The organism is Micromonospora sp. NPDC051227, from assembly GCF_044455385.1.
Lineage (GTDB): Bacteria > Actinomycetota > Actinomycetes > Mycobacteriales > Micromonosporaceae > Micromonospora.
In genome coordinates, this window is sequence record NZ_JBITET010000001.1 from 697365 (window position 1) to 719297 (window position 21933).

Consider the following 21933-nt stretch of genomic DNA (forward strand, 5'->3'; position numbering starts at 1 on the left):
CACCCGAGGAGCCGCCATGCGCATCGCTCTCTTCATCACCTGCGTCAACGACCTCGCGTTCCCGGCCACCGGCATCGCGGTCACCCGCATCCTGCGGCGACTCGGCCACACCGTCGACTTCCCCGCCGACCAGACCTGCTGCGGGCAGATGCACGCCAACACGGGCTACCGGGCCGAGGCCATGCCGTTGGTGCACAACTACGTCGATGTCTTCGACTCCTACGACGCCATCGTCGCGCCGTCCGGGTCGTGCACCGCGATGATCCGCGACCAGTACCCGCGCCTGCACCCGCCCGCCACCTCGGTGGCCGCCCGCACGTACGAGCTGTCCGAGTTGCTCGTCGACGTTCTCGGCGTCACCGACGTCGGCGCCGAGTTCCCGGAGACGGTCACCTACCATCCGACCTGCCACGGCCTGCGCATGTTGCGCCTCGGCGACCGGCCGCTGACCCTGCTGCGCCAGGTGCGTGGGATCAAGCTGGTCGAGCTGGGCGACGCCGAGGAGTGCTGCGGTTTCGGCGGCACGTTCGCCCTGAAGAACCCGGACGTCTCCACCGCGATGCTCACCGACAAGTGCGCCCGGGTCCGCGACACCGGCGCACGGGTGCTCGCCGCAGCCGACAACTCCTGCCTGGCGCACATCGGCGGCGGCCTCGACCGCCACCGCTCCGGCGTACGGGCCGTGCACTACGCCGAGATTCTCGCCGAGACGGGAGCCACCTCATGAATTCACCGGTCGCACCCGCCACCGGGGGCGGGCGGATCCGCACGCCGCTGCCGTTTCCCACCGCCGCCAAGCCGGCCGTCGCCGACACGCAACTCCGGGCCAACCTGCACCGGGCCACCCGCACCATCCGGGCCAAACGAGCGCGGGTCGTCGACGAGGTACCCGACTGGGAGGCCCTGCGCGACGCTGGCTCGGCGATCAAGGCGGACGTCCAACGTCGGTTGCCGGAGCTGCTGGAGCAGTTCGAGGCGTCCGCCACCGCTGCCGGCGCCACAGTGCACTGGGCCCGCGACGCGGCCGAGGCGTGCCGGATCGTGGTCGCGTTGACCCGGGCCGCCGGGGCCGACGAGGTCGTGAAGGTCAAGTCGATGGCGACCCAGGAGATCGAGCTCAACGAGGCGCTGGAGGCCGCCGGGATCGCCGCGTACGAGACCGACCTCGCGGAACTGATCGTGCAGCTCGGCGACGACACCCCCTCGCACATCCTGGTGCCGGCGATCCACTACAACCGGGCCCAGATCCGGGAGATCTTCCAGCGTCGCATGGCCGACGCGCCGGCCGACCTGAGCGACGAACCGGCCGCGCTGGCCGAGGCGGCCCGCGCCCACCTGCGACGGCGTTTCCTCTCGGCCCGGGTCGCCGTCTCCGGCGCCAACTTCGCCGTCGCCGACACCGGCACGCTCGTGGTGGTGGAGTCCGAGGGCAACGGCCGCATGTGCCTCACCCTCCCCGAGACGCTGATCAGCGTCGTCGGCGTCGAGAAGCTGCTGCCGACCTTCACCGACCTGGAGGTCTTCCTGCAACTGCTGCCGCGATCCTCGACCGGCGAGCGGATGAACCCGTACACCTCGATGTGGACCGGAGTCACCCCCGGCGACGGCCCGCAGGACGTGCACATCGTGCTCGTCGACAATGGCCGGTCCGCTGTGCTCGCCGACCCGGTCGGGCGGCCGGCGTTGTCCTGCATCCGCTGCTCCGCGTGCCTCAACGTCTGCCCGGTGTACGAACGGGCCGGCGGGCACGCGTACGGCTCGGTGTATCCGGGGCCGATCGGGGCGATCCTCTCGCCGCAGCTGACCGGCGTGGCCGACAACGCTTCGCTGCCGTACGCGTCGACCCTCTGCGGCGCCTGCTACGACGTGTGCCCAGTGAAAATCAACATCCCGGAGATCCTGGTCCACCTCCGCCAGCAGGCACCGCACCCGCCCGCCGAACGGGCCACCATGCGCGTCCTGTCCTGGGTGATGCGCAACCCTCGGCGTTGGGCCGCCGCCCTGCGCCTGGCCCGGGCCGGCGCGGGGCCGCTCGGGGCGTACCGTGAGCGGCGCACCGGCGCTCGGACGCTGCGGCGACTGCCCTGGCCCGCCTCGGCGTGGACCCGGTCGCGCGACCTGCCGCTGCCCGCGTCGCAGACCTTCCGGGAATGGTGGGGCAAGCAGTGAGCGCACGCGACGAGATCCTGGCGCGGCTCCGGACGGCGCTGGCCGACAGCCCACCGCCGGTGCAGGTGCCCCGCGGGTACCGCCGGGTCGACGACCGCTCCGATGTGATCGAAACCCTGGTCGATCGCCTGGAGGACTACCGGGCCGTCGTCCACCGTGGCATCGACGCCCTACCCCGGCTGCTCAGCGAGGTCGACCGGCTCGCCGTCCCCATCGGCGTCCCCGCCGACTGGCTGGCCGGCTACGCCGGAGAGCTGCACCGCGACGCGCCCCCGCTGTCACCGGCCGCGCTCGACGATTTGGACGCGGTCCTGACCGGCTGCGCCGTCGTGGTCGCCGACACCGGCACCATCATCCTGGACGCCGGCCCGGCGCAGGGTCGACGCGCGCTCACCCTGGTGCCCGACCGGCACATCTGCGTCGTCCGCACCGACCAGGTCGTCGGTCTGCTGCCGGAGGCACTCACCCGACTGGACCCACGTGCCCCGCTGACCTGGATCTCCGGCCCTTCCGCGACCAGCGACATCGAGCTCAACCGCGTCGAGGGAGTGCACGGCCCGCGCCGGCTGGAGGTCGTCCTGGTCAGCTCAGGAGTCTGACGACACCTGCTCGCGGGTCTCGCCCGCCGTCGCGCGCAGCGGAATGCCGCGCACGTTGAGCAGCATGATGATGCCCACGCCGACCACCAGGGCGATGTCGGCGACGTTGCCGACGAAGAACCCGGCGTAGTCGATGAAGTCCACCACGTGCCCGCGAGCGAACCCCGGCTCCCGGAAGAGGCGGTCCAGCAGGTGCGTCACCGCGCCGCCGAGCACCAGGCCCAACGCCACCGCCCAGGCGCGCGACGCGACCCGCCACGCCACGACCGTCACCGCGACCACCGCCGCCGCCGCGAACACCGCGAAGATCCAGGTGTACGCGGCGCCGATCGAGAAGGCGGCGCCAGGGTTGTACACGAGTCGCAGTTGCAGCAGGTCGCCGACAACGGTGATGGTCTGCCCGCCGGAGAGCGTGGACTCGGCCCAGTACTTGGTGAGCTGATCCGCGGCGAGTACCACAGCAGCGATCAACACGACGGCACGGAACATCCCGGAACCCTAACCGGTCACGGGTGACCGTCACCACCGACGGATGCGTCCTGATCAACGACCTGCTGCATGCCTTTGGTAATTGCCAAAGAGTGGCAACTGTGCAACCGTGATGATCAACGGTTGCGGCGCCGCGCCCACCCGACAAACGATCCTCCCCACACCACAGGAGCCCTCTGTGCCCCGGATGCGTCCGCCCTTCCGACGCCTCGTGGCGTCGACCGCAGCGGCGGGGATGCTCGTCCTCGCCGGATGCTCGGCCCCGGCCGACCCCGACGGCTCATCCGGCGGCGCGACGCTGGTCGTCGCCACCTCCGACGAGCCGGACGCGTTGAACCCGGTGCTCAACTACGGCGTCGACGGCGCCTCGCTGATCTTCGACGGCCTCGTCAGCCGGGACGACGACAACCGCCTCGTCGCCGGTCTGGCCACGGCGTTGCCGGAGCTGTCCCCCGATGGACGCACCGTGACCGCGAAGCTCCGCGACGGCGTGCAGTTCCACGACGGCACCGCGCTGACCGCCCAGGACGTCGTCTTCACCTACCAGGCCGTGCTGGATCCGACTGTCGACTCGACGCTCCGCTCCGACCTGGACATGGTGGAGTCGGTGACAGCGCCCGACGCGGCCACCGTCGTGTTCCGGCTGCGCTACCCGTACGCGCCGTTCCTGCAGCGGCTCACCCTCGGCATCGTGCCGGCGAAGCTGCTCAGCGGGCAGGACATCAACACCGCCGGGTTCAACCGCAAGCCGATCGGGACCGGGCCGTACCGGGTCGAGTCCTGGACGCCGGGTGACCGCCTGGTGCTCACCGCCAACGAGCGCCACTTCGGTGGCCGGCCGAAGAACAACCGCGTGGTGGTCGCGTTCGTCGCCGACGACAACGTGCGCGCCCAGCGGATGCGCGCCGGCGAATTCGACGCCGCCGAGTTGCCGCCGAAGCTGGCCTCCGGTTTCGACGCCGACGCCACGTACCGGGTGCAGCGGGTGCCGACCGCCGACTACCGCGGCGTGATGCTGCCGACGGGCAACCCGGTCCTCGCCGACCCGGCGGTCCGCCGGGCACTCAACCTGGCCGTCGACCGGGCCGCGATGGTGACCGGCCTCCTCGGTGGCGCCGGCGAACCGGCGTTCGGGCCGATCCCGCCGACCTCCGAGTTCGCCGACCCGTCGATCGTCGGCAAGCCCACCGCCGACCCGACGGCGGCCGGAGCGCTGCTCGACGCGGCCGGCTGGACCCCCGGCCCCGGCGGGGTACGCGTCAAGGACGGCCGACCGGCCCGGTTCACGCTGATGTACCCGGCGAGCGACACGCTGCGCAAGGATTTGGCCCTCGCCGTCACCGCCGACGCGAAGAAGGTCGGCATCGAAGTCACTCCGGCGGGGCTCACCTGGGACGCCATCGACCCGCGGATGGAGTCCGACGCCCTGCTGATGGGCTACGGCACCCCGTACGACCCGGACTTCGTCTCGTACAAGCTGTTCGGCTCGACGTTCGCGGGGCAGGGCTACTTCAACCCCGGCTCGTACCGCTCCGAGGTGACCGACCGGGCCCTGCAGGAGGGTCGCGACCAGATCGACCCCGCCCTTCGCAAGGCCGCGTACGCGCAGTTCCAGAAGCAGTTGGCGGCCGACGTACCGTGGCTGTTCCTCACCTACCTGCGGCACACCTACGTGCTGAAGTCCTCTGTTCAGGGCGTGGCGCCGCGGGTCGAGGCGCACGAGCACGGGGTGGCGAACAGCCTCTGGTGGAACATCGACACCTGGACGCGGTCGTGACCCGCTCCGGTCGACTGGCCGGGGCCGGTGCGGTGGTCCGGCGTCGACTCCTCGTCGCCGTGCCGGTGCTCGCCGCTACCAGCGTCGGGATGTTCGCCCTCGGTGCCGCCTCGCCGGTCGACCCCGCCAAGCAGTACGCGGGCGCGGCGGCCTTCACGGCCAGCGAGGAGAACCTGGCCCAGCTGCGCGCGAACTGGGGCGTCGACGACCCCCTGCCGGTGCAGTACCTGCGCTGGATCGGCAACCTGGTCCAGGGCGACCTGGGTTGGTCGACCAGCCGCCACGAGCCGGTCGCCTCGGTGCTGACCGCCCGGGCCGGCTGGACGCTGCTCCTGATCGGTGTGGCCCTCGCCCTGGTCCTGGTCGCGAGCCTGCTGCTGGGCGCGCTGGCGGCGTACCGGCGGGGTGGGTTGTTCGACCGCGCGTTGCGGGCGGCCGCGTACGCGGTGCAGTCGATGCCGGTCTTCTGGCTGGGCCTGGCCGCGATCGCCGTGTTCGCGCTGGCCCTGGGCTGGTTGCCGGCGGGCGGGCTCACCGACGTCACAGCGACCCGCACGTCCTGGTCCGACGTGGCGCACCACCTGATCCTGCCGGTCGGGGTGTTGGCCGTGTCGCAGGCGCCGTGGTTCGTGCTGTTCGTCCGGGACGCGGTAGCGGAGAGCATGCGTGACGACCACGTGCTCGCGGCGCGGGCGCGCGGGTTGCCCGGTCGGACGGTGCTGTTCGGGCACGCGCTGCGGACCGCGCTGCTGCCGTTCCTCACCCTGGTCGGCACCCACCTGCCCGAGCTGGTCGGCGGGGCGGTGCTGGTCGAGACGGTCTTCTCGCTGCCGGGCCTCGGCGCCGTCACTGTCGCCGCCGCGCTGGGCAGCGACTTCCCGCTGCTGGCGGCGATCACGCTGATCACCACGGCGGTGGTGCTGGCCGCGAACCTCGCGACCGACCTCGCCTACGCCGCCGCGGACCCGAGGGTACGACTCGATGGCTGACCTCGCTGCCCGACCGCCGCTGCTCCGGCTGGCCCGGTCGCGGCTGCGGCCCGGCCGGGCCGGTGCCGTCGCGGCCGGCCTGATCCTGCTCGTGGCCATCGCCGGCTCGCTGCTCGCTGCGCTGGTCTGGCCGCTGGACCAGAGCGCTGTCGCGCTGGACCAGACCCGGGTGGCGCCGTCCTGGCCCCACCTCGCCGGCACCGACGACCTGGGCCGCGACGTGGCGCACCGCGCCGTCTACGGGCTGCGGGTCTCGCTGCTCGTCGGCGCGGTCGCCGCGCTCGTCGCCACAGTCCTCGGGGGCGTGGTGGGCGGGATCGCCGGCACGCTCGGCGGCCGGGTCGACCGGATCCTGATGCGGATCGTGGACACCATCGCCGCGATGCCGCACCTGCTGCTGGGCATCTTCATCGTCGCCATGCTGCGTCCCAGCCTCGGTGCCGTGATCGCCTCCGTCGGGCTCACCCACTGGCTCTCCACCGCGCGCATCGTCCGATCCGAGTTGTTGAGCCTTCGGACCCGACCGTTCATCGATGCCGCCATCAGCGGCGGAGCCGGCCGGCTCCGGGTCCTCACCCGGCACCTGCTGCCGCACGTCCTGCCCCGGCTGGCCCTGGCGACCACCCTGATGATCCCGCACGCAGTGTGGCACGAGACCGCCCTGTCGTTCCTCGGCCTCGGCCTGCCGCCGCACCTCGCCTCGCTGGGCAACATGATCAACGACGGCCGGGGGTCGCTGTTGACCGGTGCCTGGTGGGCCAGCCTGGCACCGGGCGCGGTCATCGTCGTCGTCACCCTCGCCATCGCGGTCCTCGCCGCCCGTTGGCGTGACCGTCTCGATCCCCGGGTCCGAGCGGAGCTGCACCTGTGACCACCACCGACTCCGTTCCCGCTTCGGCGCCTTCCCGCGCCATGGTGACTCGGCCGCTGCTCACCGTCGACGGCCTCGGCGTCGAGTTCCGGCTCCGCGACGCGCGCGTGCGCGCCGTCAGCGATCTCAGCCTGACCGTGCGGCCCGGCGAACTGCTGGCCATCGTCGGCGAGTCCGGCTGCGGCAAGTCCGTCCTGGCCCACGCCCTGCTCGGCCTGCTACCCGGCAACGCCACCACCACCGGCCACGCCGTGCTGCACCACCCCGGCGCCAACCCGGTCGACCTGGTCACCTGCGGCCAGCGCCAGTTGGCCCGCAGGATACGCGGGCGCCGCGTCGGGCTGGTGCCGCAGAGCCCGGCCACCGCCCTGAACCCGGTCCGCACCGGACGGCGACTGCTCGCCGAGACGCTGCGGGCGCACGGCCGCGACCGCGCCGACGCCGACCAACTCGCTGTCGATGTCGGGCTCGACCCGACGGACCTGGACCGCTACCCGCACGAGCTGTCCGGTGGCATGGCACAGCGTCTGGCCACCGCGCTGGCGCTGGCACCCGACCCGTCGCTGCTCATCGCCGACGAGCCCACCACCGGGCTGGACCGGCCGCTGGTGGACCACACCCTCGACCTGTTGCGCCGCCGCTGCGACAACGGCGCCGCAGTCATGCTCATCACGCACGACCTGGCCGCCGCACGCCGGGTCGCCGACACCGTCGCCGTGATGTACGCCAGCCGCATCGTGGAAGACCGCGACACCGACCAGCTCTTCACCGCGCCGACCCACCCGTACGCCTCGGCGCTGCTCGACGCCCTGCCCGACCGGGCCTTCCGGCCGGTGCCGGGCGACCCGCCGATGCTCACCGCGCTACCCCCCGGCTGCGCGTTCGCGCCCCGCTGCCCACGCCGCACCGGCACCTGCGCGGACCGACCAGAGCCGACACCGGTCGCCGGTGACGGCACTGTTGCCTGCCACCACCCGATCCCCACCGGAGCCACCACATGACCGACGCGCAGCACCTGCTCGCCGACGAGGTGAGCGTCGGGTACGGCCGCCAGACCGTCCTCGACGGCGTCACAGTGCGGATCGGCCGGGGAGAGACGGTCGGACTGCGCGGGCCGTCCGGCTGTGGAAAGTCGACACTGGTCCGGGTCCTGGCCCTGCTGCACCGCCCCGACCAGGGCCGGGTCAGCATCGACGGCACCGCGGTCGACGCCGTCCGGTACGCCGTGCCGGTCGCCCTACGGACCCGCGTCGCCGCCCTCTTCCAGAGCCCGCGCGCCGCCGCCGATCCTCGACTGAGCCTCGCCGACCTGATCGCCGAACCGCTGCGCGCCACCCGAACGCCCGAGGCGGCGGTCCGGGAACGGGTGGCCGAACTCGCCGACCTCGTCGGCCTCACCGCCGACCTGCGCAACCGGCGGCCACACGCCGTCTCCGACGGGCAACTGCAACGTGCCTGCCTCGCGCGGGCGCTCGTACACCGCCCGGACTACCTGCTCTGCGACGAGGCCACCGCGATGCTGGACGCCTCGACCCAGGCGCACGTCGCCGCCGTCATCCGCGACTACCAGCGGACCCAGCAGGCCGGTGTTCTGGTCATCACCCACGACCAGACCCTGCTGGCCCGCTGGAGTGACCGGATCGTCGACCTGGCCGGCACAGCGAGGGCATGGTCCTGAAATGCTCGCGGCGGATCTCCGCCTTTCGGTAGCGACGCCGGCCCGCGGTGACCCGGACCTGGGCAGGCCGCCGCTCAGTCGGCGACGTCCACGACGACCTTGCCCTCGGCGGTGCCGCCGGCGACCAGGTGGTGGGCGTCCATGACCGTGTCGAGCGTGAACCTGCGCTTGTCCAGTCGGGGGCGCAGCGCGCCGGCATCGACCAGCGTCGCGATCTCGCGCAGAATGGCGCCGTGGTGTTCGCGGCCCCGCCCGGTGAGCATCGGCAGCAGAGTGAACACGCCGGAGTAGGTCGCGCCCCGGAACGACAGCGGAGCGAGCGAGTGTGAGCCCCAGCCCAGCGCGCTGACGACATGCCCGTGGTAGGTGCGTACCGCCGCGAACGACGCGTCGAGCGTCGCGCCACCGACGTTGTCCATGACGATGTCGAACCCCTCGCCGCCGGTGTACCTCTCGACGTACTCCTCGACAGTGCTCGCGGTGTAGTCGATCGGCACGGCGCCCAGGCTCTCGATCACCCGCATGCTCGCCGGCCCGCCCGTGGCGTACGCCTCGGCGCCTCGCGCCTGGGCAAGTTGCACGCCCACGTAACCGACACCGCCGGCACCACCGTGCACCAGCACCTTCTGCCCGGCACGGACTCCAGCCCGGTCGACCAGCCCCTCCCAGGAGGTGACCGCCGCCAGTGGCAACGCGGCGGCCTCCCGCATCGAGAGGCTCCTCGGCTTGTGGGCCAGCAACCGGGCGTCCACTGCGGCGTACTCGGCAAGCGAACCCTGGAGGTCGCCCACGCCCCCGCACAGCCCGTACACCTCGTCTCCCGACTCGAAGCCGGTCACGTCCGCGCCCACCGCCGCGACGACACCGGCGAGGTCCAGGCCGAGCACCGCTGGCACCTGGACACGCGCGTGGGCGGCCTTACCTGCCTGGATCTTCGTGTCGAGCGGATTGACCCCGCTGGCGACGATCTGCACCAGCACCTGACCGCGCCCGGCGGTGGGTTGATCGATCTCCTCGACCGTCAGCGGAACGTCGAACTCCCGCAACAACGCGGCGCGCATAACCATCCACACTCTCCGTGATCGAGGCTTCACGTGGACGCTATCCGACCGGATCGGTGGCGGGGCGGGTTCCTCGCTGACCGCGCCGGTGTCCGCCGGAACTTTCGGCCGATCCGGCCGACCACCCGGATACCGGCCGTGATGGCTGGTCAGCTTTTGTCGTCTGAGGAAGAAGATTGTCACCTCTTGAAAAAAGTCTCGCGAGGGTGAGGATATCCAGATGCGTCGTCTCCCCCAGACTTGCGGGCGGGTGGTCTCGGGCCTCCTCGCGTTCCTCCTCGCCTCGGCGGTCGCCCTCCTCGCGTCCGCCCAACCCGCCGCAGCGCACGGGACCCTCGCCATGTCCACACCGGCGAGCGGCGCCACCGTGCGCGAGCCGTTGACGTCGGTGCAGCTTCACTTCACCGAGAAGGCCGCCGCCAACGCGTTCTTCACGATCACCGCCCCGGGCGGCACCCGTGTCGACAACGGCTGGTCGCAGGGGGAGCCGAAGCCACTCGACAAGCCGGTACGCGAGTACTTCCTGGTCAACGGGCAGTTCGAGCCACGGGAGTACACGACGGGGTTCCCCGCGGTGGTGGCCGTCGCCCACCTGCCCGCCAAGGGTCAGTATTCGGTGAGCTACCTGTCGGTCGCCTCGGACGGCGACACCGTGCGGGGCACCCTGACCTTCCGCTACGACGGGCGGGTGACGGCAGCGCCGAAGGGGTGGAGCCCGCCGTCGACCCAACCGGACCCGGCGCTGGTGGCCGCCACCGAGCAGCACAACACGTCCGGGCAGGCCTCGGCGGTGCCGACCACCGCGGACGATCCGACGACCCCGCCGGCTGCGGCGGCCCCGTCGACCGGGTCGACCGAGGAGAGCGGTCCCGGGGCGCTGGCCTGGGCCGGTTGGGCGGCGGCGGTCGCGGCGGTCGGGGCGGTGGCCGGGTTCATCGTCTGGCGTCGCCGATCCGCCGGAACACCCACCGGCCGGGGCCGTGCCTCGGCGGCGACCTCCGGCCGACGCGGCGGTGGCGCCCGTACCACGAACAGGACCGGCACTGGCAGGGCCGTCGGCGGCAAGGCTGCCGGGGACAAGACCGTCGGGGGCAAAGCCGGCGCTGGCAAGGTCGGCGGGGGCAAGGTCGGCGGGGGCAAGGTCGGCGGGGGCAAGGTCGGCGCGGCGACCGGCGTCGTCGCGCGTACCGCGAGCGACAAGCGGCGGCCCGCCACCGTGCCGGCGGCGCGCAAGGGCAACACGGTCGTCACCGCCCGCACGGGCGCTGCGGTCGATCCGACGCCCACCGATCAGGTGACCAAGGCCCTCGCCAGTACGGAGGGCGAGCCGACGGTCGACCCCGGACCACGGCCCGACACGGACCTCGCCGTCGCGACGCCTGGGTCCCGGTTGAGCAACACCCACCTGGCGCTGTTCGTCGGCGGTCTCGTGGTGGCCCTGCTGGCCGGGTTCGGGTTGGCCCGTATCGGCACCGCCGACGAGAGTCCGGCGACCGGCAACGCACGACCGTCAGCCGGTGGACCGCCCGCCTCGGGCCAGGTGGGCTCCGCGACCGACGGGCACCAACACTCGCCCGGTACGGGGCCGCACACGCATCGGGGTGACGACGCGACGGGCGCGACGCTGGCGACCGGCACGACGGTCAGCGCCGGTGGGTACACCCTGCAACCGCTGGAGCGGTCCCAACCCTCCGGTGTACGCGCGAACTACCGGTTCCGTATCGTCGGGACCGACCGGCAGCCGGCAACGACCTTCGCGGTCGTCCACGACAAGCCGTTGCACCTGATCGTGGTGGGCCGCGACCTGACCGGTTACCAGCACCTGCACCCGACGATGGCGCCCGACGGCACCTGGAGCGTCCCCCTGACGCTGGCCCGACCCGGCGGCTACCGCGTCTACGCCGACTTCTCCGTCACCGCGGCCGACGGCACGCAGCAGCCTCTCGTCCTGGGCGTCGACCACACAGTGCCCGGCGCGCACAGCCCGACCGCGCTGCCGCCAGCGCAGGCGCATGCGACGGCTGGTCCGTACACGGTGTCGATGACCGGCACCCCGACGGTGGGGGTGACGGCGCCGATGCACTTCCAGGTCAACGGCGCCGGCACTGCCACGCCCGCGCAGCTGGAGCGGTACCTGGGCGCGTACGGGCACCTGGTGGTGGTTCGTGAGGGTGACCTCGGCTACGTGCACGTCCACCCCGAGCCGGAGCTGGTCGACGGGACCGTCAAGTTCTGGCTGACCGCGCCGAATTCAGGCCGGTACCGGGCCTTCTTCGACTTCCAGGTCGCCGGCAAGGTGCACACCGGGGAGTTCACGATCAACGTTCAGTGAGCCCGGAACTTTCTCCCAGCTGCGGCCGACCACCCTCCCAGCCGCAACCTTCGGAGGAAGAACACATGCGCACCACCAGCCCAAACGCTTCACGCCGCCGCTCGGCAGCCATCATCGCCGCCGCGATCCTGACGGTGGGCGTCGCCGGTTGCGGCTCGTCCGACTCTCCGTCGACAGCGCAGGCAAGACCGCCGGCGTCGACCTCGGCCAACCCGGACGCTGGTGTGCTCGGCATTCGCGACCCGTGGGTGAAGGCGGCCGACAAGGGCATGACGGCCGCCTTCGGGACCCTGGTCAACGACGGCGACACCGATGTCACTCTGACGAGTGCCACGACCTCGCTGTCGCCGATGGAGCTGCACGAGATGGCCATGAAGGACGGCAAGATGGTCATGCGGCAGAAGCAGGGCGGCATCCTGATCAAGGCCAGGAGCACGCACGCCCTGGAGCCCGGCGGCGACCACCTCATGCTGATGAACCTCACCAAGCCCGTCCAGGCGGGCGACGAGCTGACCTTCACCCTGACCTTCGCCGACGGCAGGACCCAGCAGTTCCGCGCCATGGCCAAGCCGTTCACCGGCGCGCAGGAGAGCTACGCCCCCGGGCACGGCGAGCCGATGCCCGGCATGAGCGCCACGCCGGAGATGAGCATGAGCCCGGCATCGTGACGCAGACACCACAGGTCCGGCCGGTGAGCAGGCGTGGCCTGCTCACCGGCGGAGCACTGGCTGCCGGCGGAGCCCTGGCCGGCGGTGCCGCGATAGCCGCTACCAGTGTGGGGAGGGCCGGGCCACCGCCGGCGACGGTTGCCGACACGACGCCAGTGGCGTCCGTGGGCGGCCTGGTCGAGCCGTTCCACGGCGCTCGGCAGGCCGGGGTGGCCACCGAACCGCAGGCGCACGCGTCGTTCGTGGCGCTCACAGTGCGGGCCGGTGTCGACCGGGCCGCGCTGGGTCGGATGCTGCGGCTGCTCACCGACGACGCCGCCCGGCTCACCCAGGGCCGACCTGCGCTGGCCGACACCGAGGCCGAACTCGGGCTGCTGCCGGCACGGTTGACGGTGACCTTCGGCTTCGGGCCGGGCCTCTACCGGGCGGCCGGCGTCGACGACCGCCGGCCGGCATCGGTCACCGCACTGCCGTCGTTCCGCATCGACCGGCTTCAGCCGGCCTGGTCCGGTGGTGACCTGCTGCTGCAGATCTGCGCGGACGACGCGATCTCCGTCGCCCACGCCCAGCGAGTCCTGATCAAGGACAGCCGACCGTTCGCCACAGTGCGGTGGGTCCAGCAGGGCTTCCGGCGCAGCCCCGGTGTCGAGCCGGGCGGCCACACCCAACGCAACCTGTTCGGTCAGCTCGACGGCACCGCCAACCCCCGACCCGGCGCACCCATGGACACCGCCCTCTGGGTCGCGGACGGCCCGGCGTGGCTGCGCGACAGCACCACAGTGGTGCTCCGGCGGATCAGCATGAACATGGAAACCTGGGACCTGCTCGGCCGCAGCGACCGCGAGCTCGCCGTCGGGCGACGGCTCGACACCGGCGCACCGCTCACCGGCACCGCCGAACACGACGAACCCGACTTCGCCGCCACCGACGCCGACGGCCTCACCGTCATCCCCGACTTCTCCCACCTGACCCGCGCCCACGTCACCGACGACCGGCTGAAGATCCTGCGCCGGCCCTACAACTACGACGGGGTGCCGACGGCGGAGGGCCACGCGGACAGCGGCTTGATCTTCACCTCGTACCAGGCCGACATCGCCCGACAGTTCCTGCCCATCCAGCGCCGGCTGGCCGACCGGGACCTGCTCAACGAGTGGACCACGCCGATTGGGTCCGCTGTCTTCGCCATCCCGCCCGGATGTCAACCGGGCGGTTGGATCGGCGAGCAGGTGCTCGGATGACAACGCCAACCGGAGTTCCGTCATGACCGTGCCGCCGTCCCGCCGCACCTCCGTCCGGCTCGGCGCGGCGGTGCTCGCCGTCCTCGTGGCGGTGCTCATTCCGGCCGGCCCGGCCTGGGCGCACAACTCGCTCAAGACGGCCACGCCCGCTCGGGACGCGACGGTGCCGAGCGCACCGACCGAGGTCACGCTCGAATTCATGCAGCGAATCGACCCGGTGTTCACCACCATCGTGCTCACCGACGCCGCCAAACGGAAGCTTCCCACCGGCGAACCGGTGGTCACCGGAGCGAAGACCACGGTCCAGGTGACCGACACCCTGCCGAACGGGACATACACGGTCGCCTACCGGGTCGTCTCCGTGGACGGGCACCCGGTGCAGGGCTCCTATCCGTTCACTGTGGCCGATCCGACGTCCAGCGCCGCGCCGGTTGCCAACGGCAGCGCGTCAGCGCCCACCCCGTCCGTCGCCGCACAGTCCGGCGGTGGTCCGAGCGTCGCTGTACTCGTCGCGGCTTCCGCGCTGGCCCTCCTCGTCCTGCTGACGGCCGGGCTGCTGTGGCGGCGGGCGGCCCGGCGCTGATCCGACCCGCCCTCGTGCGGTCCGCCCGCCGCCCGGGTCATCGGAAACCGACTCTCGGGAACCGCCGGCGTCTCTCCCCCGACCACCAGTCAGGGCCGACGCGACACCTCACCGGGCGACCAGACCAGTACGGGAAACAGCCTCGGGTGCTTCCCGACTCTTCGATCGGATCACCATGTCTCTCACCGAACTGTCCGGCACGCCGACGCCGGAGCCCGCCACCACCACCGACAAACCGGCCCGACCCGCCCGGCGCACGTCACCGTTCGGCGCGCTGCTGCTGCGGCTGCACTTCTACGCCGGCATCCTCGTCGCCCCGTTCCTGGTGGTCGCCGCACTGACCGGTCTGGCCTACACCACAACCCCGCAACTCGACGCGATCCTCTACGGCGACCAGCTGACCGTCGCCCAGGTGGGTGACCGTCAGCTCCCGCTGGCCGAGCAGATCGGGGCCGCGCGCAACGCGCACCCCGACGGCAGCATCACCACGGTGCAACCCGGCGACGGCGACCGGACCACCAGAGTGGTGTTCTCCCTGCCCGAGCTGGGCGAGAACCAGCACACCGTCTACATCAACCAGTACACCGGCGAGCCCCAGGGGCAGCTCATGACCTGGTTCGGGTCCACGCCGGCAACGACCTGGCTGGACGACCTGCACCGCCACCTGCACCTGGGCACTGTGGGCGAGCACTACTCCGAACTGGCCGCGAGCTGGCTGTGGGTGATGGCGCTCGGCGGGGTCATCCTCTGGTGGCGTCGACGCGGCGCCGCCCGAGCCGCCGCCCGGCACCTGCTCGTGCCGGACCTGTCCACCGGCAAGGGTGTCCGCCGTACCCGGGGATGGCACGCCACCACCGGCATCTGGCTCACCGTCGGGCTGCTCTTCCTCTCGGTCACCGGCCTGACCTGGTCCCGCTACGCCGGCGCGAACTTCGCCGCCGGCCTCGACGCGCTCAGCGCCCGCACCCCGGAGATCTCCACCAGCCTCACCGCCGGTCCGCCCGCCCCTGCCGAGACCGGCGGGGGCCACGAGCACGGTGCCGCCGGGGCGGGCGGGGTCGTCGAGTCGGCGGCCTTCGACCGGGTCCTGGCGGTCGCTCGCGGCGCGGGCCTCGCCGGGCCGGTCGAGATCAGCCCTGCGCCGGAGCCGGGCTCCGCCTGGACCGTCACGCAGGTCGACAACACCTGGCCGGTAAGGAAGGACCGCATCGCCGTCGACCCGGCCTCGGACACGGTGACCGCCCGCAGCGACTTCGCCGACTGGCCAGTGCTGGCCAAACTGAGCGGCCTCGGCATCCAGGCCCACATGGGGATCCTCTTCGGCCTGGTCAACCAGATCCTGCTCGCCGCGCTCGCCCTCGGCCTGCTCTGCGTCATCTTCTGGGGCTACCGCATGTGGTGGCAACGCCGACCCACCCGCGCCGACCGCCGTGCGATCGCCGGCACGCCGCCAGCCCGCGGCGGAGTACGTGGCCTGCCGCTCTGGGCGCTGCTGATCGGGGTACCGGTGACCGTGGCGATCGGCTGGACGCTGCCCCTGTTCGGGCTCACAGTGCTCGCCTTCCTCGCCATCGACGTGGTGGTGGGTGCGGTGTCTCGACGCCGACAACCTGCCGCGGCTCCCACCTCCCCGGCACCCGCGGGGAGCTGAGTCCACCGGACCGTCCGTCCGTCCGTCGGAGGACGGACGGACGCTCCGCTCAGATCACCACCTGTTTGGTGTTCGGCAGGCTGTCGACGATCGACTTCTGCACGTTGATCGTGTCGGCGATGACCTCGTGGGGCGTGTTTGCCATCCACTGCATCACCGAGATGTCCTCGAAGCGGGGATGGCGGAACATCTCCAGGAACACCAGTGGCTCGTCGCCGGTGTTCTCGATGTAGTGGCCGTACGCGAACGGGACGTAACCCACGTCGCCGGCCTGGAAGTCGAACGTCCGGGCGGCGGCCTGCGAGGCGAAGACGCCCATCCGTCCGGTGCCGGAGATGTAGTACTGCCACTCGTCGGTGGTGGGATGCCAGTGCAACTCGCGCATCCCTCCCGGCTCGACCTCGACCAGGGCCGCTGCGGTGGTCACTGAGGCGGCGAAGTTGGTCGAGTCGGTGATCCGGACAGTTCCGCCGCGGAAACGCTGCGGGGTCTGCGCGAGCATCCGGTGCTTGAAGCTTCGTGGGATGTCGCCGGTCGGGCTGACCACCCGGTCCTGTTGCAGGGGTGGTGGGACGTCGCCCTGGAAGATGTACTTCTCCCGCTCGGGCAGGTTCTCCATCTGTTCCAACGTCCAGCCGAAGTTCTTGGCCAGCACGTGCCGAGGGGTGTGTGCGAAGAAGTCGCTGAGCAGGAACGTGTTGTTCTCCGAGAACGCCCCGTCGTCGAAGACCAGCAGAAACTGCGCGCCGTCTTCCAACGCCTGGATGTTGTGCGGCACGCCCTGCGGAAAGAACCACAGATCGCCGGCCTTCACGTCCTCGATGAAGTTGCGGCCCTCGTGGTCCACAGCGCTGATCCGGCAGCTGCCGCTGAGCATGTAGGCCCACTCCGACTGCTGGTGCCAGTGGATCTCCCGGTACGCGCCCGGCTCGAGACCGAACTGGACGCCGGACAACTGACTGGCGATCGGGAGGTCTCGGCTGGTGACCTCCCGGGTCCAGCCGCCCTTCTCCACCCGGGTGTGCGCCTGCGAGAACGAGAACTTCAGGTTGGGCACCAGCCGGCTGTCGGTCGTCGGTGGAACCAGGAGGTCCGGGTTCTGCCGTTCGAGCTCGACGTTGCGGCCCGCGAAAGGCGCGGCGCCCTGGTCGCCGCGCCGCGGTTCCGGATCGCTGTTCGCCATGGTCGCTGTCTCCTCACTCGGGTTGGATCGGAGTGGGCGCGGGAACGGATCCACCCCGCAGCCGTAGCCGGGACGAGATCCCCAGCAGGGCACGCAGTCCGGGCCAGCCGTACTGGACCGCGATCGCGACCGGAATCGCCGCGGCGGTCGCCATCAGCACCAGGCGGGTCCACGCCGGAGCGTGACCACCTGCCCCGGTGCCGGCATAGAGGACGAACATCAGCAGTACGACCCGGAGCCGACGCAGACCGGGAAGTTCGATGAGCTGGGCCATGATTCGATGATCGGCGCCGAGGACCGACCGTCGCATCACGTGATCGCGCCATTACCAGGCGCCAAATCCCGGACGGCGCAGGTCATTGGGCGCAATCCCGCCGATTGGTCGATGTGGTCGCCCGTGCCTGCCGGCCATGACTAGGCTCGGTCGCAGGACGGCATTTCGACGCGCCTGGTAACAACCGGGGAGAAGGGCATTGTCCGAATCATCCTTCAACGCCGGAATGGTCCCGGCCGACGACTTCGCCGCCGACGCCGAGCAACGACGGCATCGGCTGTTCGCCACCGCAGATCAGCTCCGGCTCGCCGGGCGCGGGATGGAGCTGATCCACGTTCTGGCGGCGGAGATCGCGACGAGTCGCGGCGGTGAGCGCCACCGCGCCCTCCTGCTCGGTCGCCTGGCGCAGATCGTGGCACTGGAGCAGCCGAGCATCGCCCTCGCCGGTCTCAGGGAGGCGCTGAACCTCCGACTGGACGCCCGCAGCCGCGGCACCCTGCTCGCCCTGGTCGCCACGATCGCGGCCCGCACGGGACATCCGGACACCGATGCCCTGCTGCGCGACGCGGGCACCGCGCACGCCGCGTCGGGTGACCCGACGTCCGCTCGCCACCTCGCCCTCGGCCGGGCCGCCCGCTCGCTCGCACACGGTGATCTGCCGGGTGCCCAGGCTGTGCTGGCGGCCCTCGACCCGGACTCCTGGGCGGCACGCGCCGACGCCCCGTCCATCCGGGCGGAACGGATCCTCGTGCAGCTCGGCCTGGGCCGACACCAGGACGCGCGGGCCGCGACCCGCCAGGCGCCCGACGCGAGCGACGTCTCACTCACCGGACTGACCGCGCTGGACTGCCTGCGCATGGTGGCTGTGGGAGAGCTGCCCGAGGCGGCCGCGCTGGCCGTCACGACACTCAGCTCCGGCTCCGCGGACGTCAGTAGAGAGGTACGTGCCCTGTTGGTCGCGGTGATCGGCGAGGTCCGCTACCGCCGTGGCGAACACGACGACGCCCGCGCCATCCTGCGCACCTGCCTCGCCGAGGACCGGTGGCCCGACCGGACGTTGTGGACGTTCGCGTTTTGTGTGGCGGTGCGCGACCCCGCCCTCAGCGCTCCGGCCGGCCTGCTCACCACTGTCGTCGCCGACCTGCACCGGTCGGTCCGGTCACTCCTGCCCGTGCCGCACTTCGGCCCACGACTGGTACGCGCGGCGGTGGCGGCCGACGACACCCGGGCCGCCCGCCGGGTCACCGAACTGGTCGAGCTGGTCTCCACCCGTACCCCGGTGCCGCTGTGGCACGCGCTGGCCGACCAGAGCCGAGGGTTGCGCGACGGCGACCCGGACGCCCTCCGTTCGGCGGTCGACCGGCTGCGCACCACCGCCGCGCGGCCGGCGCTGGCCGACGCGTTGCTCGACCTCGCGAACAGTCCCCGGGCGCGATTCGGGGAGGCGCGCGATGCCGCGCACGAGGCGGCTGCCCTCTACGCCCGGATCGGCGCTCCTGGCGACCAGGCGATCGCGGACCGGCGCTGCGCCGACCTCGCCGCCACCGGGCGCCACCGGCCGTCGATCGATGAGCCGCCAAGCCGGGGCATCGGCGCGCTCACCCCCGCCGAGGAGCGGGTGGCGGAGATGCTCGCCGCCGGTGCCACGAAGAAGGAGGCGGCCAGGAGTCTCTTCGTCTCCTTCCACACCGTGGACACCCAACTCCGCTCCATATATCACAAGCTGGGCATTCACAATCGGATGCAGCTGGTACGGGCCTGGGAACGGACCAGACGATAATCAGCCGATGACCGCGCCAGCCGACCTGACCCCGCTCGCCGAAGCCGTGGAGTGCGAATTCATGTACTCCTACGAGTCACAGGCACCCGGGCCCGCGTACACCGAACTCGGGATCGCGACCACCCGCATCGGCGGCGGTGTCGCCCTCGCCATGCGCAACGATCCCTCCGGTGGGTACTGGAACAAGGCCCTCGGCTTCGGCACCACCGAGCCGTTCACCGTGCAGACCCTGGATCGCGTCCTCGACTTCTACCGGGAGCAGCGCGTCGACCAGGCAGTCCTCCAGCTCGTTCCCTCGGTGCTGCCTGCGGGCTTCGACGAGGTCGCTGCCGCGCGCGGGCTTGAGCCGGGAAGCACCTGGGTCAAGCTCGCCGCCCGACCCGGCGACGTCGCTGCGGCGCAGACCCGTCTGCGCGTCGCCCCGGTGCCGGCCGTCGAGGCGCGGCGCTGGGCCGACGTGGTGCTCAGCGGGTTCGGCATGCCTACCGGTGGGCTCACCGACATGCTGGCCGCGACGGTCGGCCAGGCGACGTGGCGACCGTACGCGGCCTGGGACGACGGCGAACTGGTCGCGGGCGGCAACCTGTTCCTGCACGACGAGGCCGCGTCGCTCAACGCCGCCGCGACGGCCACTGGTCACCGCGGCCTCGGGGCGCAGTCGGCGCTGATCGCCGCCCGCGCCCGAGCCGCGGCCGAGGCGGGATGCCGGTGGCTGTTCGCCGAGACCGGCAAGCCCGCGCCCGGTCAGCAGAACCCGTCGCTGAACAACATGCTCCGGGCCGGGCTGGTGCCGCTCTACGAACGCCGCAACTGGGTCTGGCGAGCAGCTTCCTGAGGCCGCCCGCCGGCGTCACTTCTCGCTGTCGAGCAGCGCCATCATGGCGGTCGCGTACCGCTGGCCGGAGGCGGCGCCGGCCGGCACGGCACGCTCGATCTCGTCCAGCGCGTCCCGGTCGAGCACCAGGGCGACCGCGGCCAGCGACTCGGTCAGCCGGTCCCGCCGCCGCGCCCCGACCAACGGCACGATCTGTTCGCCCTGTGCCGCCACCCAGGCGATCGCCACCTGGCTCGTGGTCGCACCCAGCCGCTGCGCGACCCGACCGAGCGCGTCCACCAGGCGCAGGTTGGCGGCCAGGTGCTCGCCCTGGAACCGTGGGCTGTTGGCCCGGAAGTCCGTGCCGGTCAGCGCACGGTCCGCCGACCAGTGGCCGCTGAGCAGACCTCGGGACAGCACCCCGTAGGCGGTCAACCCGATGCCCAGCTCCCGCAGCGCCGGCAGAATGGTGGCCTCCGGGCCCCGGGAGAGCAGCGAGTACTCGATCTGGACATCGCTGATCGGCGCCACCGCCGCGGCCCTGCGAATGCTGTCCGCGCCCACCTCGGAAAGCCCGATGTGCCGGATGTAGCCGGCCTGCTGCATCTCCAGCAGCGCGCCCACGGTCTCCTCGACCGGCACCTGCGGGTTCAGCCGCGACGGCCGGTAGATGTCGATGTAATCGGTGCCCAACCGTCGCAGCGAGTACGCCAGCCGGTCCTTCACCGCCGCCGCCGACACATCGTACGGCGCCGCCTGGAAGCCGCCGTCGGGCGTCCGGCGTGCGCCGAACTTCACGCTGAGCACCACCTCGTCCCGGCGACGCTCCCGCAGCACCCGGCCGATCAGCATTTCGTTGTGACCCGACCCGTAGAAGTCCGCGGTGTCGATCAGGTTCACACCGGCGTCGATCGCCGCGTGCAACGTGGCGACGCTCTCCGTCTCGTCGGCCGGCCCGTACAGGTCGGACATGCCCATCGCGCCGAGCCCGATGATCGACACCTCCGGCCCGGAGGCACCCAACCGTCGCCGTCGTAGACCTGTCATGTCCCTCGTCTCCTTCGGTCGTCGTCGCGGTGCGTCGTGGTGTCCCGACACCGCTGTGTACGCTGTGTCCATATAACCAGCAAGTAGACAGCGTGTCCATATAACCGGGAGGACCAGTGGCCGAGCTCACGCCGGATGCCCAGACGCCGGCGCGCCGTGGTCGCGGCCGTCGCCCCGCCGATCAGGTACGCGCGGAGATCCTCACGGCCGCCGGAGAACTCCTGCTGGCCGAGGGCATGGCCGGCTTCACCATCGAGAAGGTCGCGGCCCACGCCGGAGCCAGCCGGATGACCATCTACAAGTGGTGGCCCTCCAAGGGAGCGCTCGCGCTGGACGGCTACTTCACCGTCGTCGCGCCAACCCTGGCCTTCACCGACACCGCCGACATCGTCGCCGACCTGACCAACCAGCTCGTCGCCTTCGTCCACCTGGTGCGGGACACCACCGCCGGGCGGGTCATCAGCCAGCTCATCGGGCAGGCGCAGACCGATCCGGAACTGGCTGCCGCGTACCGCGAGCGCTACTCCGGACCCCGTCGGGCCCTCGCCGTCGAGACCCTCACCAGGGCCATGGCCCGGGGGCAGCTACGCGCCGACATCGACCCCGAATCCGTCGTTGACCAACTCTGGGGCGCCTGCTATCACCGGCTTCTCATCGCCGACCTGCCGCTCACCGAGGACTTCGCCCGCACCCTGGTCGACAACCTCATCCGCGGACTGCGCTGAGGTCC

General features: G+C 71.8%; 21 protein-coding genes. 16 read left to right on the forward strand and 5 right to left on the reverse strand.

What is annotated here, in order from left to right:
- The first annotated feature begins 16 nt into the window (after positions 1-16).
- The 3 genes from ACIA47_RS03205 to ACIA47_RS03215 are packed head-to-tail and all read left to right on the forward strand — an operon-like array spanning position 17 to position 2768.
- The gene (locus ACIA47_RS03205; protein ID WP_203122790.1) at positions 17-727 is read left to right on the forward strand and encodes a (Fe-S)-binding protein; all 711 of its coding nucleotides are present in this window, start codon (positions 17-19) and stop codon (positions 725-727) included.
- Complete coding sequence (locus ACIA47_RS03210; protein ID WP_396705018.1) at positions 724-2169, forward strand: LutB/LldF family L-lactate oxidation iron-sulfur protein; 1446 nt, start codon at positions 724-726, stop codon at positions 2167-2169. Before ACIA47_RS03205 ends, ACIA47_RS03210 begins: the two co-directional genes overlap by 4 nt.
- Positions 2166-2768, forward strand: coding sequence for a lactate utilization protein C (locus ACIA47_RS03215; protein WP_396705020.1), 603 nt, complete (start codon positions 2166-2168; stop codon positions 2766-2768). The genes ACIA47_RS03210 and ACIA47_RS03215 overlap by 4 nt, the downstream gene beginning before the upstream one ends.
- Here ACIA47_RS03215 and lspA read toward each other — a convergent pair.
- Entirely contained in the window at positions 2757-3257 is a 501-nt protein-coding gene (gene lspA / locus ACIA47_RS03220) for a signal peptidase II (protein ID WP_396705022.1), read from the reverse strand. The two genes, ACIA47_RS03215 and lspA, sit on opposite strands and share 12 nt — an antisense overlap.
- A 187-nt stretch (positions 3258-3444) precedes the next feature.
- On the opposite strand from lspA, the gene ACIA47_RS03225 reads away from it, so the two are divergent.
- From ACIA47_RS03225 to ACIA47_RS03245, 5 genes are read left to right on the forward strand one after another with little or no spacing between them, the layout of a single operon-like run.
- Complete coding sequence (locus ACIA47_RS03225; protein WP_396705349.1) at positions 3445-5034, forward strand: ABC transporter substrate-binding protein; 1590 nt, start codon at positions 3445-3447, stop codon at positions 5032-5034.
- The gene (locus ACIA47_RS03230) at positions 5004-6023 is read left to right on the forward strand and encodes an ABC transporter permease (RefSeq protein ID WP_396705024.1); all 1020 of its coding nucleotides are present in this window, start codon (positions 5004-5006) and stop codon (positions 6021-6023) included. The genes ACIA47_RS03225 and ACIA47_RS03230 overlap by 31 nt, the downstream gene beginning before the upstream one ends.
- Positions 6016-6894 carry an ABC transporter permease gene (locus ACIA47_RS03235; protein ID WP_396705026.1) on the forward strand — a complete coding sequence of 293 codons (879 nt, stop codon included), beginning with the start codon at positions 6016-6018 and terminating at the stop codon, positions 6892-6894. Before ACIA47_RS03230 ends, ACIA47_RS03235 begins: the two co-directional genes overlap by 8 nt.
- Positions 6891-7895, forward strand: a complete 1005-nt coding sequence (locus ACIA47_RS03240) for an ABC transporter ATP-binding protein (RefSeq protein WP_396705028.1) — start codon at positions 6891-6893, stop codon at positions 7893-7895. Before ACIA47_RS03235 ends, ACIA47_RS03240 begins: the two co-directional genes overlap by 4 nt.
- Positions 7892-8572, forward strand: a complete 681-nt coding sequence (locus ACIA47_RS03245) for an ABC transporter ATP-binding protein (RefSeq protein ID WP_396705030.1) — start codon at positions 7892-7894, stop codon at positions 8570-8572. The genes ACIA47_RS03240 and ACIA47_RS03245 overlap by 4 nt, the downstream gene beginning before the upstream one ends.
- A 74-nt stretch (positions 8573-8646) precedes the next feature.
- Here the strand turns inward: ACIA47_RS03245 and ACIA47_RS03250 are convergent, their stop codons facing one another.
- On the reverse strand, positions 8647-9639 hold the full coding sequence (locus ACIA47_RS03250; RefSeq protein ID WP_396705032.1) for a zinc-dependent alcohol dehydrogenase family protein: 993 nt from the start codon (positions 9637-9639) through the stop codon (positions 8647-8649).
- 214 nt (positions 9640-9853) lie between these two features.
- Here ACIA47_RS03250 and ACIA47_RS03255 point away from each other — a divergent pair, with 214 nt between their 5' ends.
- From ACIA47_RS03255 to ACIA47_RS03275, 5 genes are all read left to right on the forward strand, one after another.
- The gene (locus ACIA47_RS03255; protein WP_396705034.1) at positions 9854-11965 is read left to right on the forward strand and encodes a copper resistance protein CopC; all 2112 of its coding nucleotides are present in this window, start codon (positions 9854-9856) and stop codon (positions 11963-11965) included.
- Between the two features lie 65 nt (positions 11966-12030).
- Positions 12031-12633 (forward strand): copper chaperone PCu(A)C, encoded by a 603-nt coding sequence (locus ACIA47_RS03260; RefSeq protein WP_396705036.1) that lies wholly within the window; start codon positions 12031-12033, stop codon positions 12631-12633.
- A gap of 23 nt (positions 12634-12656) precedes the next feature.
- Positions 12657-13871, forward strand: a complete 1215-nt coding sequence (locus ACIA47_RS03265; protein ID WP_396705038.1) for a Dyp-type peroxidase — start codon at positions 12657-12659, stop codon at positions 13869-13871.
- 22 nt (positions 13872-13893) lie between these two features.
- Positions 13894-14454, forward strand: a complete 561-nt coding sequence (locus ACIA47_RS03270) for a copper resistance protein CopC (RefSeq protein WP_396705041.1) — start codon at positions 13894-13896, stop codon at positions 14452-14454.
- A gap of 175 nt (positions 14455-14629) precedes the next feature.
- Positions 14630-16105 (forward strand): PepSY-associated TM helix domain-containing protein, encoded by a 1476-nt coding sequence (locus ACIA47_RS03275; protein WP_396705043.1) that lies wholly within the window; start codon positions 14630-14632, stop codon positions 16103-16105.
- 49 nt (positions 16106-16154) lie between these two features.
- Here the strand turns inward: ACIA47_RS03275 and ACIA47_RS03280 are convergent, their stop codons facing one another.
- Positions 16155-17288, reverse strand: a complete 1134-nt coding sequence (locus tag ACIA47_RS03280) for a cupin domain-containing protein (protein WP_112588791.1) — start codon at positions 17286-17288, stop codon at positions 16155-16157.
- Positions 17289-17301: 13 nt separating this feature from the next.
- Positions 17302-17562, reverse strand: coding sequence for a hypothetical protein (locus tag ACIA47_RS03285; protein WP_396705046.1), 261 nt, complete (start codon positions 17560-17562; stop codon positions 17302-17304).
- A 199-nt stretch (positions 17563-17761) separates the two neighbouring features.
- Between ACIA47_RS03285 and ACIA47_RS03290 the strand changes: the two genes are divergently transcribed.
- Positions 17762-19342, forward strand: coding sequence for a LuxR C-terminal-related transcriptional regulator (locus ACIA47_RS03290; RefSeq protein WP_396705048.1), 1581 nt, complete (start codon positions 17762-17764; stop codon positions 19340-19342).
- Between the two features lie 7 nt (positions 19343-19349).
- On the forward strand, positions 19350-20177 hold the full coding sequence (locus ACIA47_RS03295) for a GNAT family N-acetyltransferase (protein WP_396705050.1): 828 nt from the start codon (positions 19350-19352) through the stop codon (positions 20175-20177).
- 15 nt (positions 20178-20192) lie between these two features.
- Here ACIA47_RS03295 and ACIA47_RS03300 read toward each other — a convergent pair whose 3' ends face one another.
- Positions 20193-21203, reverse strand: a complete 1011-nt coding sequence (locus tag ACIA47_RS03300; RefSeq protein WP_396705052.1) for an aldo/keto reductase — start codon at positions 21201-21203, stop codon at positions 20193-20195.
- Positions 21204-21319: 116 nt separating this feature from the next.
- Here ACIA47_RS03300 and ACIA47_RS03305 point away from each other — a divergent pair, with 116 nt between their 5' ends.
- A complete protein-coding gene (locus tag ACIA47_RS03305) occupies positions 21320-21928 on the forward strand; it encodes a TetR/AcrR family transcriptional regulator (protein WP_350852552.1) in 609 nt (202 codons plus the stop codon).
- Positions 21929-21933 lie beyond the last annotated feature (5 nt).

Bases quoted from the DNA above. Each gene is read 5' to 3' on its own strand.
- ACIA47_RS03205 (WP_203122790.1), top strand. From the start codon at position 17: ATGCGCATCGCTCTCTTCATCACCTGCGTCAACGACCTCGCGTTCCCG.
- ACIA47_RS03210 (WP_396705018.1), top strand. From the start codon at position 724: ATGAATTCACCGGTCGCACCCGCCACCGGGGGCGGGCGGATCCGCACG.
- lspA (WP_396705022.1), bottom strand. From the start codon at position 3,257: ATGTTCCGTGCCGTCGTGTTGATCGCTGCTGTGGTACTCGCCGCGGAT.
- ACIA47_RS03225 (WP_396705349.1), top strand. From the start codon at position 3,445: ATGCGTCCGCCCTTCCGACGCCTCGTGGCGTCGACCGCAGCGGCGGGG.
- ACIA47_RS03235 (WP_396705026.1), top strand. From the start codon at position 6,016: ATGGCTGACCTCGCTGCCCGACCGCCGCTGCTCCGGCTGGCCCGGTCG.
- ACIA47_RS03245 (WP_396705030.1), top strand. From the start codon at position 7,892: ATGACCGACGCGCAGCACCTGCTCGCCGACGAGGTGAGCGTCGGGTAC.
- ACIA47_RS03250 (WP_396705032.1), bottom strand. From the start codon at position 9,639: ATGGTTATGCGCGCCGCGTTGTTGCGGGAGTTCGACGTTCCGCTGACG.
- ACIA47_RS03255 (WP_396705034.1), top strand. From the start codon at position 9,854: ATGCGTCGTCTCCCCCAGACTTGCGGGCGGGTGGTCTCGGGCCTCCTC.
- ACIA47_RS03260 (WP_396705036.1), top strand. From the start codon at position 12,031: ATGCGCACCACCAGCCCAAACGCTTCACGCCGCCGCTCGGCAGCCATC.
- ACIA47_RS03270 (WP_396705041.1), top strand. From the start codon at position 13,894: ATGACCGTGCCGCCGTCCCGCCGCACCTCCGTCCGGCTCGGCGCGGCG.
- ACIA47_RS03275 (WP_396705043.1), top strand. From the start codon at position 14,630: ATGTCTCTCACCGAACTGTCCGGCACGCCGACGCCGGAGCCCGCCACC.
- ACIA47_RS03280 (WP_112588791.1), bottom strand. From the start codon at position 17,288: ATGGCGAACAGCGATCCGGAACCGCGGCGCGGCGACCAGGGCGCCGCG.
- ACIA47_RS03285 (WP_396705046.1), bottom strand. From the start codon at position 17,562: ATGGCCCAGCTCATCGAACTTCCCGGTCTGCGTCGGCTCCGGGTCGTA.
- ACIA47_RS03295 (WP_396705050.1), top strand. From the start codon at position 19,350: ATGACCGCGCCAGCCGACCTGACCCCGCTCGCCGAAGCCGTGGAGTGC.
- ACIA47_RS03300 (WP_396705052.1), bottom strand. From the start codon at position 21,203: ATGACAGGTCTACGACGGCGACGGTTGGGTGCCTCCGGGCCGGAGGTG.